At 45.9% G+C, this 13,511-nt stretch carries 12 protein-coding genes and 1 pseudogene; 4 read left to right on the top strand and 9 right to left on the bottom strand.

Annotation, left to right across the window (positions count from 1 at the left end):
• Window positions 1-116: 116 nt before the first annotated feature.
• The 9 genes and pseudogenes from O9X84_RS11970 to O9X84_RS11930 all read right to left on the bottom strand — a co-directional run.
• Window positions 117-1,088: an allantoate amidohydrolase gene (locus tag O9X84_RS11970; protein WP_269520003.1), complete on the bottom strand. Its 972-nt coding sequence runs from the start codon at window positions 1,086-1,088 to the stop codon at window positions 117-119.
• A complete protein-coding gene (locus O9X84_RS11965) occupies window positions 1,081-2,343 on the bottom strand; it encodes a pyridoxal-phosphate-dependent aminotransferase family protein (RefSeq protein ID WP_269520002.1) in 1,263 nt (420 codons plus the stop codon). The genes O9X84_RS11970 and O9X84_RS11965 overlap by 8 nt, the downstream gene beginning before the upstream one ends.
• A 12-nt stretch (window positions 2,344-2,355) precedes the next feature.
• Window positions 2,356-3,174: a sulfite exporter TauE/SafE family protein gene (locus O9X84_RS11960; RefSeq protein ID WP_269520001.1), complete on the bottom strand. Its 819-nt coding sequence runs from the start codon at window positions 3,172-3,174 to the stop codon at window positions 2,356-2,358.
• A 231-nt stretch (window positions 3,175-3,405) separates the two neighbouring features.
• On the bottom strand, window positions 3,406-4,992 hold the full coding sequence (locus O9X84_RS11955) for a gamma-glutamyltransferase family protein (protein WP_269520000.1): 1,587 nt from the start codon (window positions 4,990-4,992) through the stop codon (window positions 3,406-3,408).
• Between the two features lie 159 nt (window positions 4,993-5,151).
• Window positions 5,152-6,354 carry an amidase gene (locus tag O9X84_RS11950; protein WP_269519998.1) on the bottom strand — a complete coding sequence of 401 codons (1,203 nt, stop codon included), beginning with the start codon at window positions 6,352-6,354 and terminating at the stop codon, window positions 5,152-5,154.
• Window positions 6,355-6,591: 237 nt separating this feature from the next.
• Entirely contained in the window at window positions 6,592-7,437 is an 846-nt protein-coding gene (locus tag O9X84_RS11945; RefSeq protein WP_269519997.1) for a MurR/RpiR family transcriptional regulator, read from the bottom strand.
• A 172-nt stretch (window positions 7,438-7,609) separates the two neighbouring features.
• Complete coding sequence (locus O9X84_RS11940; RefSeq protein WP_269519996.1) at window positions 7,610-8,686, bottom strand: DUF3080 family protein; 1,077 nt, start codon at window positions 8,684-8,686, stop codon at window positions 7,610-7,612.
• Between the two features lie 34 nt (window positions 8,687-8,720).
• A complete protein-coding gene (locus tag O9X84_RS11935) occupies window positions 8,721-9,515 on the bottom strand; it encodes a pteridine reductase (RefSeq protein WP_269519995.1) in 795 nt (264 codons plus the stop codon).
• Window positions 9,496-9,714: pseudogene (locus tag O9X84_RS11930) on the bottom strand (fructosamine kinase family protein); the annotation flags it as partial. The gene O9X84_RS11935 and the pseudogene O9X84_RS11930, both read right to left, overlap by 20 nt.
• Before the next feature lie 370 nt (window positions 9,715-10,084).
• Between O9X84_RS11930 and thrS the strand changes: the two are divergent.
• The 4 genes from thrS to rplT all read left to right on the top strand — a co-directional run bounded on the left by thrS (window position 10,085) and on the right by rplT (window position 13,345).
• Entirely contained in the window at window positions 10,085-12,001 is a 1,917-nt protein-coding gene (gene thrS, locus O9X84_RS11925; RefSeq protein ID WP_269519994.1) for a threonine--tRNA ligase, read from the top strand.
• Window positions 12,002-12,100: 99 nt separating this feature from the next.
• Entirely contained in the window at window positions 12,101-12,655 is a 555-nt protein-coding gene (gene infC, locus O9X84_RS11920; RefSeq protein WP_081926491.1) for a translation initiation factor IF-3, read from the top strand.
• Between the two features lie 117 nt (window positions 12,656-12,772).
• Window positions 12,773-12,970: a 50S ribosomal protein L35 gene (gene rpmI, locus O9X84_RS11915; protein ID WP_032095095.1), complete on the top strand. Its 198-nt coding sequence runs from the start codon at window positions 12,773-12,775 to the stop codon at window positions 12,968-12,970.
• Between the two features lie 18 nt (window positions 12,971-12,988).
• Window positions 12,989-13,345: a 50S ribosomal protein L20 gene (gene rplT / locus O9X84_RS11910; RefSeq protein WP_032095096.1), complete on the top strand. Its 357-nt coding sequence runs from the start codon at window positions 12,989-12,991 to the stop codon at window positions 13,343-13,345.
• The last annotated feature ends 166 nt before the right edge of the window (window positions 13,346-13,511 follow it).

The raw sequence follows: 13,511 nt of genomic DNA, 5'->3' as shown, positions 1-13,511 counted from the left end.
GCAATTTGCCTAACATCAACCATGACAGACGAAGTAAACGAGTTCTAAAAAGGCAACGGTATTGATCTTGAAATAGCGGTCAAAGGGCTATCTTTTTTCATTGACAGCCCGGAGGCTCATATGTGTTCTACGCTTAACTTTACGTTTCGCTTCGCGCCAATTTCCCCTAAATGCTGCATTATCTCTGCCAATGCCTCATCTCGCAGCGTGTCATCCTCACTTCTCACGTCTAGTGAAAAGCGCGTTCTTCCCGATATCACGTTTACGCCGTTTGGCATATTGTCTATTTTACCAACCGTTGCCACGACACCTGTTCGCTGCTGGCTTATGCGCTCTACCGCTAAAATCATTTCTGCACTAGCAGCAAGGGCGTCGTAACGCATAGACATAGGCACCGTGCCGGCATGCCCCGCCATTCCTTCTATCGTGATGTTAAAGCGCTTTGCGCCAGCAATCGCGCTCACTACACCAACAGGTAAGTTTTCTTGTTCAAGAACGGGGCCCTGTTCTATATGAAGTTCTAAATAACCTAATATGTCAGTGCGAGAAATACTGGCACTGGACACTTCGTCAAAATGAAGGCCAAATTGCTCCATGGCCTCGGCCAAACTTATGCCGTTTTCATCTTTTAAATGACGCCAGCTTTCTTGCCAATTTCCCGTAAGGGCGCGGCTGCCTAAAAGCGTGGTGCCAAATCGTGTGCCTTCTTCATCGCAAAAGCCCACTATATCAATGTGGAAAGGAAATTTACGCTGTAGGCCGTCGAACATGGCAACCATTGAAATGGCGGCAACCACACCTAGCATACCGTCGTATTTTCCGCCGTTTGGTACGGTATCTAAATGGCTGCCTAAAATAAGGCGAGGTGCATTCGGCACGGTTGACGTATAGCGGCCCCAAATATTGCCAACGGCGTCTTGCCACGTTGTCATGCCTGCTTCAATCATCCAACCAGACGCGAGTTGATTGGCAAGCCTGTGTTGCTCACTTAGGTAGCGCCTATCTAGGCAATTAGGGTTTTGACTTAGCGTGCCTAACATTTCGCATCGCGCCATTACCTGCGTGGCTAGTTCAGCGAATTCACTCATTCGTGCTTCCCGCCTTGTTAACGGTTTGCTTTGCTTGGGTGTAAACTTCAAGTGCGGCTTCAACACCTGCTCCGGCAGGGCAGTGATGTCCCTGCATACGAAGCACGGTTTCCAGGGACTGCAATGTATGAAGCACCGCGTCTTCGCGGGCGTTGTAGCCCATAGTGCCAATGCGCCAAATTTTTCCTTTTAATGGCCCAAAGCTGGTGCCAATTTCAATGTTAAAGCGAAGCAATAGGGTTTCTCGAACCTCTTCTCCTTCAACATCATCTGGAATGTACACACCTACCACGTTATACATTTTGTGCTTTAAGTCACCAAAGGGTGCTAACCCCATTGCTTGAATACCTGCAAGCATGGCGTCGCCCGCCACTTTGTGACGAGCAATAACCTGTTGCTGACCCTCTTCTAAGTGCACTCGTGCGCACTCTCTAGCACAGTACAGCATGCTGGCGGCTTCGGTATGATGATTAAGGCGCTCATCACCCCAATAATCCATGATCATGGGTAAGTCGAAGTAGTTGGAGCGAATTTTAGGGCCGGTTGCTGCCTGATGGTGAGCATCGCGAATACCGGCTTCCACGTGATGTCGAGTACGAACGGTTTTAACGAATTTGTCGCTAAGGGTAATAGGCGCACTGCCAGATGGGCCGCCTAAACACTTTTGCAGCCCTACTGATACTGCATCGAGTTTCCAAGCATCTACCTCTAGCGGGTTACCGCCAATCGACGCTGTGGCGTCGCAATAAAACAGTACATCGTGAGCTTCGCAAATGGCGCCAATATCAGCCAGAGGCTGCAGCATGGTGGTGGAAGTATCGCCTTGCACAGTGGCTAGCAATTTGGGTTTCACTTCTTTAATTGCCGCTTCTATTTGCTCAGGGGTAAATACTTCGCCCCATGGGACTTCAATGGTATGTACGTCTGCGTCAGCCCGTTCAGCAATTTCAGCCAACAGGTGACCAAAGCGACCAAAGATAGGAATAAGCACTTTGTCACCAGGTTCAATAGCCGACACGAGCACGGCTTCAATGCCTGCACGTGAGGTGCCATCAACCAAAAAGGTTTGCTGATTTTTAGTATTAAACACATTGCGATAAAGGGCCATGGTTTCGTTCATATAGCCGGTCATTACAGGGTCGTATTGCCCTACTAATTGGGTTGCCATTGCCGATAGTACCCGCGGGTAACAGTTAATGGGCCCTGGACCCATGAGAAGGCGAGGCGGAGGAGAGAGCGGTGAAAAACCTTGCATAAAAGAAAACTCCTAAATGAGTACCTGCGCAAGCATGCGCAGGCCTGTAATGATAAGAACGACGGCAAATATTTTTTTGAGCAGTCCAGCATCTAGCTTGCTGGCAATGTTTGCTCCAATAGGCGCAAAAAGAACGGTAAGGGGCACAATACAGGCAAAGCCTAATAGATTGACGTATCCGTAGGTTGCAAAGGGTGCATCTGGTGGAGTTGTGCCTACAAACAGCAGTGTAATAGCCGCTGGCAGTGAAATAATCAGCCCCACAGCGGCGGCAGTGCCTACGGCTTTGTGCGCGGGGTAATTACAAAAGGTAAGGGTTGGTACGGTAAGTGTTCCACCGCCAATGCCCACCATAGAGCTAAATAATCCAATGCAGGTGGCCATGACAGACTGCCCGCCCTTACCTGGTAGGCTTTTAAACAACGCTTCCTTTCGGCCAATAAGCATGTTTATCGCTGATAGCATGGCAATAGTGCCAAACATGAGGGTTAAAAAGGTAGGATTAACTTGCGTAACGGCATAGCTGCCTACAAGTACACCAATGAGAATAAACAATGCCCAAGATTTAAGCAGGGCAAAGTCTACGTTGCCCTTGCCATGATGAGCTTTAATTGAGCTCAGCGAAGTTGGCACTATGGTAGCCAACGAGGTTGCGGTAGCAATAACCATGGCGCTTTCTGAGGATACACCAAGTGCTTGAAACAAGAAAAAGAGTACAGGCACAATAACAATGCCGCCTCCTACGCCGAGCAACCCTGCTAATAATCCGGCAAAAATGCCGGTGCCAATTAACGATAAAATTACCGTTATGTTATCCATTAAAAACTGCATGTTTGTGTTATCTCTTATTAATCTAAATTTTATGCGCTAAAGCCGATGTGCGTTTGTCGCTGCGCTATACCGGGTTCTTGTAGAAGACCAAGTAAATGACCGGGTAAAAGGCCAAATAAAGGAGTCTTTATTAAAAGCCCGCACAACAAGCCGCTATCAGTAACGGCCTTGAAAAACGGAATTAGGTAGCGGTTATAAATAACTGCTAAAAATAACCGCCAAAACTAACTGCTACAGATAGCCAAGAAAGACCTTACCGTCGCTACGAGGATCGCTGGCCCCTGTTACATCACCTGTTTCTTGACGAATGATGGCGCCAGCATGTCCCATTAATTCATTGCATGGATCCACGGTTACCATGTCATGTCCACGAGCTACCAAGCTTTCTCCTACGTATTCCACAAGGTCACGCTCCGCTTTCAAGTTATGGCTCTCATCACCCCAGGTTCGGCCCAATAACCACCTGCCTAACCATATCGCTTTGTCGATGGGCTGATTGTGATACACGTGGCGGGCAAATACGGCAGCCTGTGTTTGTGGCTGGCCTTCACCGCCCATGGTGCCGTAACTCATGCGGCGACCGTCGCTGAGCTCTGCAAAGGCAGGGTTTAACGTATGAAACGGCTTTAGCCCTGGGGCTAAATATTGATTGCTAGAGGAGTCGAGCGAAAACGAAGTTCCGCGGTTATTCCACACAATGCCGGTTTGCGGGCTCACAATGCCTGAACCAAACTCCCAATAAAGCGACTGTATGTAACTCACCATACGGCCTTCACTATCACAGCAACCCATCCATATAGTGTCTCCCGGCTTTGCCACATGTGGCCAAGGCTGGGCTTTTTCTACTGAAATGTGTTGTGCCATTTCATCTAATGACTCGTCGGTGAGCAACTGCTGCAAGTCCACAGGCGTTCGAGATGGGTCTGTTACGTTGTTATTGCGAGCGATAAACGCTTGCTTGGTGCATTCGATAAGTAGGTGCACCATGTCAGCATCGCTGCTGCCTAAATGCTGTACTTTATCGTAAAGCGCTAAAATAATAAGCGATGCCACACCTTGGGTTGGAGCCGGTAAATTATAGAGTTTACCTTTTGAGGTAGTAACGCTTAGTGGGGTTACCAGCTGCGCTTTATAATTTTCAAAGTCTTCTAAACGAATAGGAGAGCCGGCAGCTTCTAAGTCAGCAGCCAGTTTTTGAGCTAATTCACCGTGATAAAAGTCGTCTAGACCTTTTTCTGCCAAATGAGACAGGGTTTTCGATAATGCAGTGAGCTTAAGAATCTTTCCCTTTTTAAGTGCCTTGCCCTTAATTAGAAACTGATCGAAGTTTTCATCACCGGCGAGGTCATCAAAGGTTTTGTTACTTGCATCGGTTAAGCTTTGGGTTACTTCAATTCCCCAATTTGCTTGGCTTATAGCGGTATCTAGTAGTGTAGCCAATGGAAGTCCTTCTTTGCCTCCTTGCCACTCTTTACTTATTTTTAGTGCTTCGCTCCAGCCCGCTACCGCGCCTGCCATTGTAAGCGCAGATTTACCGCCGCGACTTGGAATAGCATCATAGCCGTTATAAAACTCAGGGGTAGCGCCTTTTGCTGCAACACCGGATGCGTCGATGCCCACCGGTGCTTTACCGGGCTCGCTGATAAGCCAAAAGCCATCGCCGCCCAGACCGTTCATGTGCGGGTACTCAACGGCAATTGAGGCCGCGGCAGCAACCATAGCTTCAATGGCTGTGCCGCCTTTTTCTAAAATATTTAAGCCTACCTGAGACGCCGCGAAATGCGGGGCGGTAAATGCAATGTTAGATTTTTTAGTCATTATTCTTTCCTTTTAATGTCAGGCACTGGGCTCTTCAATTTGGACAACTTGGGCAACTTGGGCAATTCGCCGCACTATGCGCAAATTAGTTTTGCATGCCGTGAGTCGACCTTGTCGTGCTAGCAAAGTTAGTTTTTATTCAGTTTCGTCTTTGCTATTTTACAGCGCTAACCTTTTCGCTACAGCGAGTAGAGCAAGATCGTTGCCTTTTTTGCCCACTAGCGATAATCCGCATGGGGCGTTGTGTAGAGTAAATAAGGGCAAATGAAGTTGTGGTAACCCGGCTAGCCCTGCAAGAGAGGTTAACGCAAGTAGTGTATTTCTATCATTTGCCAATGTGGTGCTGTCAGCATCGCACCGCGGCGCAATGCCTGGCGTAGTCGGTATGACCAGCACATCAACATCTTGAAACAGTGTATCAAGATGGTTAACGACGCCTTGTTGCTGTAATTTTGCAGATTCAACCTGCTCTGCTGTTATCGTTTTGCACCATAACAAGCGAGACATAATATCATCTGCAATATCGGGTTTTTCTTGTTCAATCCATTGGCCGTGCTGCTGCCAAATTTCACTGCCTTGCAACACCCTAAAAATAGCGGCGGTATCCATCGCAGTTAGGTTAAGCATGTCAGAGGGAATATCTCTGGTTTCAAATTGTGGGCGAAGGTTTTCATCAATCCATTTATTGCATAGTGCTTTGTGAAGCACACCGTCAAACTCGTTGCTGGCAATACCAAAGCAAGGCTCGGCTGCAATAGCATGTTGGGTGTGTGCTGGAATACACACTTCGCTCACTAATTCAAAGGTGGCTAAATCTCGGGTCATCCAACCCACGGTATCGAAAGAAGGCGCCAAGGCCACCATATTATCGCACTCAATAATACCGTGGGTTGTTCTCATTCCCCACAGCCCTTGATAGCTAGCCGGAACACGAATAGAGCCGCCCGTGTCGGTGCCTAAACCGATGTCTGCTAATTCACTGCTAACCGCAACGGCAGAGCCTGAAGACGAACCACCGGGAATAAGCTCAGGAGCCGCTGGATTAATAAGCGCTGGAAAGTGCTTATTCTGCCCGTGAAGGCTGTAAGCAAGCTCATCAGTAATGGTTTTACCTTTGAACACTGCACCTGCGTTTAGTAGTGCCTTCACAGTGCTGTTCGTCTCAATTGTATTATTTTCATGAGTATTTACATGAGACTTCAAATAGTCAGGGTTGCCCGCACCTGTTGGCAGGTTAGCCATATGAAACAAGTCTTTCACCGCCAGTCCTAAATGTTCAAGGGGACCCTTAAAGGAACTCTCTAGGGTGAGCTGGGACTTTTCTTTATGAATAGGTGGCGTTAATACAAAAGGAGAATTCACTGCGCGTTTCGTTATCGTCGTTATAATTTTTGATACCCTATGAAACAATCGTTTCAAAATAATGTCAAGAGAAACAATTGTTCCTTTTAACTCACGCATCTTTATATTAAAGAGGCTATTAAACGAGAGTGTTTTTCTAAGGGGCTTGGAAAAAACCTCGTTAATTAGGCTTACAAGCAGCAAAATAATGCTGGATAAATGCACTCACATAAGAAACTTAAAAGCAATGAGGCTTGATTATCGTTCGGAGTCTTCTAACTCATCCATTTTCTTATAAACTTCTGTAATAGCATCAACCCGTTTAGAGGCGGCTAATCCAAGTTTGGCATAAGTTAAATTACACAGGGTAGCCACTAGGCTCATTGGTGCAGCATAGCTATCAAAGGGTGCATCGCTACCAATATGCGATACTAATAAGTGGTCAACGAAATGTTTATAGCCTTGACCAGTAGGGTCGGTAATTAACACAGTTTTGCAGTGCTTAATGTTTTCTAGAACAAATTTAAACTGTCGAGTGCGACGACGAAAGCCAAACAAAACCACCACGTCTTTGTCAGTAAGATCGATAATATCTTCACTGAGTGTCTGTCCGGGCTGAGGCAACACGCGTACCGAGCCACGGATTTGTTTTAGCTGTTGGCGAAAGTGAAGGGCAATAGGGTAAGCGTTTCGAAACCCAATGAGGGTTACTTGGCCGGCATTTGCAAGCAAGGTTGCGATAGCGCCGAGCTCGTCAGTAGCAATGCCATCAAAACTGGCCGCTAAATTTTGTACCTCGCTATCGAAATGATGGTTTTCATTATTATCTGAGGCAATGGGAACGCCTTGTTCTCGCAGTGTGGCAAGTGAGGCTCTGGCTTGCTGGTGAGATGCAAAGCCAACTTGGCGAAAGAAACGGCTTACTGTGGCCTTCGATGTACCTACATTTTCCGCAATTAGCGATGTAGACTGAGACAGAACCGCAATAGGGTTTTTCTGCAGATAATGCGCTATAGCTTTGCCCGCAGGAGACAGCGTTGCATAGTGCTGGGCTATTTGCTCTAACACGTCGTTTGGGCTTTTATCAGCACGCTTATCAGTCATAGTTTTTTAATGGCTCATCGGCAGTTATGCCATGTTATATCTAGGTATATGGAAAGAGTATTCCACGATTCCAATTGCTTATGCAATGTATTACAGAGTGTGGCAGTAGATTTAGTGGTTATACCAGAGCCTGTGAGTTTTAGCTGTTGCTAAGCGGCCCTGGCTAGCCCGCTTAAGCTACAGGAGACAAATTACAGCGGCCTAAAAACTGCTGCCACATAGAAACGTGGTCCTGCATGGCACTGCTGTAAGAAGTAAATCCTATGTTAGCTTGCTGGTTGATATAGCGCTTAAATGAGCTGTGAAGCACCGGATTTTGCTGCCACTTTTCCCACAACGGCACAAGCTTATAGTGATAGTTATTTATCAAGCTGCCCACCGGCTGAATTTCTTCAATAAAAAATAGATAAAACACGTTGCGAAGAATTTTGGCTGTATCACTTGCGCGTCCCTCGGGGCACGCGATGGCATTGAGTTGAGGGGTAAGAGACTCGGTCAGCTTTGGCAAAGTGGTGGCGAGAGTGTGTTGTGTTTGCCATAAACTAGCAGGCAACCGCGATGAAAGAATTATCTTAAGCTGTGTTTCTAACTCGCCGCTATTAATGCTGTTACCCAAAGCGTTGGGTGATATCAACTCATCTAAAAAATACAAACTGTTGATACTTGCCAACGCATCTTTGTTGTTTTCAGTGGCAAGTAAACGTTCTGGGCTATTCAAACCTAAGCGCAATTCTTTACTGGTTTGAATAAGATTAGCCCAGCTTTGTGTATAGTCTGCCTCTTTGGCCTCTTTCCACGCAGCCAGCGTATCAGCGAGCTTTGTATCGATTTCTCTCAGTGAGTTTTCACAGGCTGAAAATACAGACAGCAGCTTACTTTCATACACTAAGCGCTGAGAGGGAAGCTGACTTTTACCAAGAGACGTATTGCGTTCGGCAACAACTCGGCCAAGCTCACAGTCTTGTATTGCGTAAAACTCCCGTAAGTTTATGCTCAACCCTGCTATGTTGTATTTAAACTGCGAGCCATCGGTCAGTTTGGGCAATGGGCTTACCACCGTTTCGGGCAAAGGAGCGTCTAACACGCGAGACAGTCTACTCTGATAATTTTCTAGGCTATCTTTTACCGTTTCTTGCCCAAAACATCCCGACAGCAGAGCCATCGCTGTAGCAATGGCCATACACCGACGAATTAGTGTAAAAAGCGATGTGAACTGCTTAAAGAAGATAAAAGATTGAAGCTTCATCATAGATAGTGCGTCTCTTTGTCATTGAGCTCTTTAGCTATATTTCGGCGCTGGTGTAAAGACTTCTGCCGCCATCCACATAAATAATTTGCCCAGTGATATAGGGTGCAGATACAAGAAACATGAGTGTTTCAGCGATATCTTCAGGGTTTCCAAGCCGGCGAAGTGGAACGCTATCGAGTAGCCGCTTTTTGTCTTCTTCATCCATTTCTCGTTCAGGCCACAGTATGGCACCGGGGGCAATGCCGTTTACGCGCACATTTGGCGCAAGATCTATCGCCATAGAGCGCGTGAGTGATGCCAATCCAGCCTTTGCCAGTAGGTACACGCTGTGTTTAGGCAGTGGCCTATCAATGTGCATATCTATCATATTTATAACGCTGCCATTACTTTGGGTGAGTGCTGGCGTTAATGCTTGAGACAAAAATAAGGGCCCTTTAACATTACTGCCCACCAATGATGACCAGTCTTCTTCGGTAATCTCGCCAAGAGGCGTGGGGTAAAAGCTCGATGCATTGTTTACCAGCAAGTCTAATCGCCCCCAAATGGCAACCGACTGCATTGCTAAACTTTGTACGCTATCTTTGTCGCATAGATCGCCTTGAAGGCAAGCGGCGGAGTTTTTGCGAGTTTGATTGAGTTCGTTTACTAGGGTGTTCGCTTCATCTGAAGACGTTGAAAAATGAATAATAACAGCATATCCACATTCATGAATCCGCCGAGCTATTGTTGCGCCAATTCGCTTTGCCGCGCCAGTAATTAACGCCACAGGTGTTACGTGCTGCTTATCAGTATCTGCGGCTTCACGTGCATTAAGGCCGTTGTCTTCCATAAAAACTCACTTTGTTGAATTTACGCTTAGCGTATTTCCTGCGCTGAATATCGCCAACAATGTCTTTTGCTAAAACGATACAATGAACACCGAATAATAACCCGTGGTTCAAAATAGGGTAAAGCTGATAGATTGGTTTTCTTTGATTGTCATTTTTTTTCACTGGGGTGGTATTGCTATAGTTTAGGAAAAAGGTTTCGGTAAAGCGGCCAGTCGCTCCTCAATGGCGAGAACTGCCGCTGTATAAAACCCACAAACAGGCAATTTCCGTAACGGATCGCACTTAAAACAAGCGATTGTTTGCCAATTAGTTGATGAAACCCGTTTTCATCGTTGAAGTTGTGCATACACTCGTTATAATCGGCCATCGAAAACATATTAATAATTCAACGTTTTGCTTTGTCGTTATCTTTTGTCGCTATTTATTATGTGCAAACGAACTCTACTAAAATTAGTGGTGTTAACCGGATAAATGCCAACGTTGGAAAAATACGAATAGCGTATTCCACGCTCAAACTTTAAATATGCAAGTGGCGCAGAGTAGGCGTCACCACTGTAAAGGAACATTCATGCCTGTAATTACCCTTCCTGATGGAAGCCAACGCGCTTTCGACAACGCTGTTTCTGTACTCGACGTTGCAAACGACATTGGCCCTGGTTTAGCCAAAGCAACGATTGCCGGTAAAGTAAACGGCGAGCTTGTTGACGCTGTAGACATGATTGACGCTGATGCACAGCTTCAAATCATTACCGCCAAAGACGACGACGGATTAGATATTCTGCGCCACAGCTGTGCTCACTTGTTAGGCCATGCCATTAAGCAGCTTTGGCCCAATACAAAAATGGCAATTGGACCCATTATCGACAACGGGTTTTACTACGATGTTGATATGGAAGAAAGCCTGACTCAGGAAGATTTAGCCAAACTTGAAAAGCGTATGTTAGAGCTTGCCAAAACGAACTACAACGTTGTAAAAAACAAAGTGAGTTGGCAAGAAGCTCGCGATGCCTTTGCAGAGCGCGGTGAAGACTATAAAATTCAAATTCTTGATGAAAATATCAGCAAGGATGATCGCCCAGCGCTTTACATTCATGAAGAATACACCGATATGTGTCGCGGCCCTCACGTACCAAACATGAAGTTTTGCCATCACTTTAAGCTAATGAAAGTGGCAGGCGCTTACTGGCGCGGCGATAGCGATAACAAAATGCTGCAGCGTATTTACGGCACAGCATGGGCAGATAAAAAACAATTGAAGTCGTATTTACAACGACTTGAAGAAGCTGAAAAGCGTGATCACCGTAAAATTGGTAAAGCACTAAACTTATTCCATTGGCAAGAAGAAGCGCCAGGAATGGTGTTTTGGCACAATGACGGTTGGTCTATATACACCGAATTAGAAAGTTTCATTCGCACAAAACTTCGCCAATACAACTACGACGAAGTAAAAGGCCCATTAATGATGGACCGCAGCTTGTGGGAAAAAAGTGGACACTGGGACAAGTACGCAGAAAACATGTTTACTACTGAGTCGGAAAAGCGCGAGTATGCGGTTAAGCCGATGAACTGCCCAGGACACGTTCAAATATTTAACCAAGGTCTTAAGTCGTACCGCGATTTACCGCTACGTATGGCTGAATTTGGTTGTTGCCACCGCAACGAACCATCAGGCGCACTGCACGGTTTAATGCGTGTTCGTGGGTTTACCCAAGACGATGCTCATATTTTTTGTACAGAAGAGCAGATCTTAGAAGAGGTTAGCGGCTGTATAAGAATGGTGTATGAGACCTATGCAGCATTTGGTTTCGACAAAGTGGCAGTAAAGCTATCTACGCGACCTGAAAAGCGAGTAGGGGCTGATGAAATTTGGGATAAGTCGGAAGCGGCACTAGCTGAAGCATTAAAGGCCAACGATATTGAATTTGAATATCAGCCTGGTGAAGGTGCGTTCTACGGTCCTAAAATTGAATTTACTTTGCACGATTGTCTAGACAGAGCATGGCAATGTGGTACTGTGCAGCTCGATTTCTCGATGCCTGGTCGTTTAGGGTCTACTTATGTTGCTGAAGATGGCGAACGTAAAGTACCTGTCATGATCCACAGAGCGATTTTGGGTTCGTTAGAGCGTTTCATCGGTATACTTACCGAAGAGTTTGCCGGTTTTTATCCGTTGTGGTTAGCACCACAACAGGTGGTAGTAATGAATATTACTGACAAACAGGCAGATTATGCGCAAGATTGTGTAAAAAAACTGCATGATTTAGGGTTTAGAGCAAAGTCTGACTTGAGAAATGAGAAGATTGGCTTTAAAATCCGTGAGCACACACTTAAGCGTATCCCATATATGCTAGTAGTAGGCGATAAAGAAATGGAATCGGGCGAAGTAGCAGTGCGCTCACGTCGCGGCGATGACCTAGGCAAAATGAGCCTGGAAGACTTTATTGCCATGTCTCAACAAGAAGTTATGGCAAAGACCATTAAGTAGTTGAGCAAAATTTGTGTATAATGCACACCGGAGTTTGTTTTTGGCTTTTAATAATTGCTGATATCCAGCATCACAAAAACAAACGAAAGAATTAAATGTTTGGAGGAATACCACATTAAAGGCGCTAACAATAAGGCTCAGGGCGACAAAGCCCGCATTAACGATGAGATTAAAGCCAAAGAAGTACGTTTAATTGGCAAAGACGGAGAACAGGTTGGCGTAGTTTCACTCGCTGAAGCAACGCAGCTAGCGGAAGAAGCTACCTTAGATCTTGTAGAAATCAGTCCGAATGCTGAGCCGCCAGTCTGTAAAGTTATGGACTATGGCAAGTTCGTCTTCGAAAAGAGTAAAGCTCAGAAAGAACAGAAGAAGAAACAAAAGCAAATTCAGGTCAAGGAGATTAAATTTCGCCCTGGCACTGATGAAGGCGATTACCAGGTAAAACTGCGCAACCTGCGTCGCTTTCTCGAAGGTGGTGATAAAGCCAAAGTCACAATCCGCTTCCGCGGACGTGAAATGGCGCACCAAGACATCGGTATAGACCTACTAAATCGCGTTAAAAACGATTTAGAAGAGATCGCAAACTGCGAATCTTTTCCACGTCGCGTGGAAGGCCGCCAGATGATTATGGTGCTAGCCCCAACTAAGAAGTAGTAATGGTCTAAAGTTTTCGGGAATCTGCACCCTGAAACACCTTGCTGCAAACATTAACCGACAATTAAGCGACTGCACGCTGAACATGTCGATACAAAACAATGCGGAGTTTTAGCAATGCCTAAAATGAAATCTGTAAGCGGTGCCGCCAAGCGTTTCAAGAAAACGGGCTCTGGTCGCTTTAAAAGCAAGCAGTCTCACTTACGTCACATTCTGACTAAGAAGAGTACTAAGCGTAAACGCCAGTTACGTGGCAAAAAATTGGTTCATGATTCTGATACTAAATTAGTTCAGCGCATGTTGCCGTACGTTTAAGACTTAGGAGACTAAAGAATGGCTAGAGTAAAACGCGGCACGGTTGCACGTGCTCGTCACAAAAAAGTCCTCAAGCAGGCAAAAGGGTATTACGGCGCTCGTTCACGAGTTTATCGCGTAGCGGTACAGGCTGTAACTAAAGCTGGTCAATATGCTTACCGCGACCGTCGTCAGCGTAAACGTCAATTCCGTCAGTTATGGATTGCACGTATTAATGCTGCGTCACGTCAAAATGGTTTGTCATACAGCCGTTTCATTAACGGTTTGAAGAAAGCGTCTGTTGAAATCGATCGTAAGATCCTTGCCGACATCGCAGTTCATGACAAAGCAGCTTTTAGCGCACTAGTCGAAGCGGCTAAAGGCGCATTAGCTTAATTATTAACTAATTAAGTTTAAGTTCTTTCGGGGAAAGGCGAGCAGGATGCTCGCCTTTTTCTTTTCCGCAATATAAGTATTCGAAGTTGAAATATCACTAGCAAACAATTGCTTTTATCTATGTCCGAACAGCCGAACAGCCGAACAGCCGAACAGCCGAACAGCC

It is taken from the genome of Alteromonas sp. BMJM2 (assembly GCF_027257845.1).
Taxonomy (GTDB): domain Bacteria; phylum Pseudomonadota; class Gammaproteobacteria; order Enterobacterales; family Alteromonadaceae; genus Alteromonas.
This window is presented reverse-complemented; position numbering and strand designations above follow the sequence as displayed.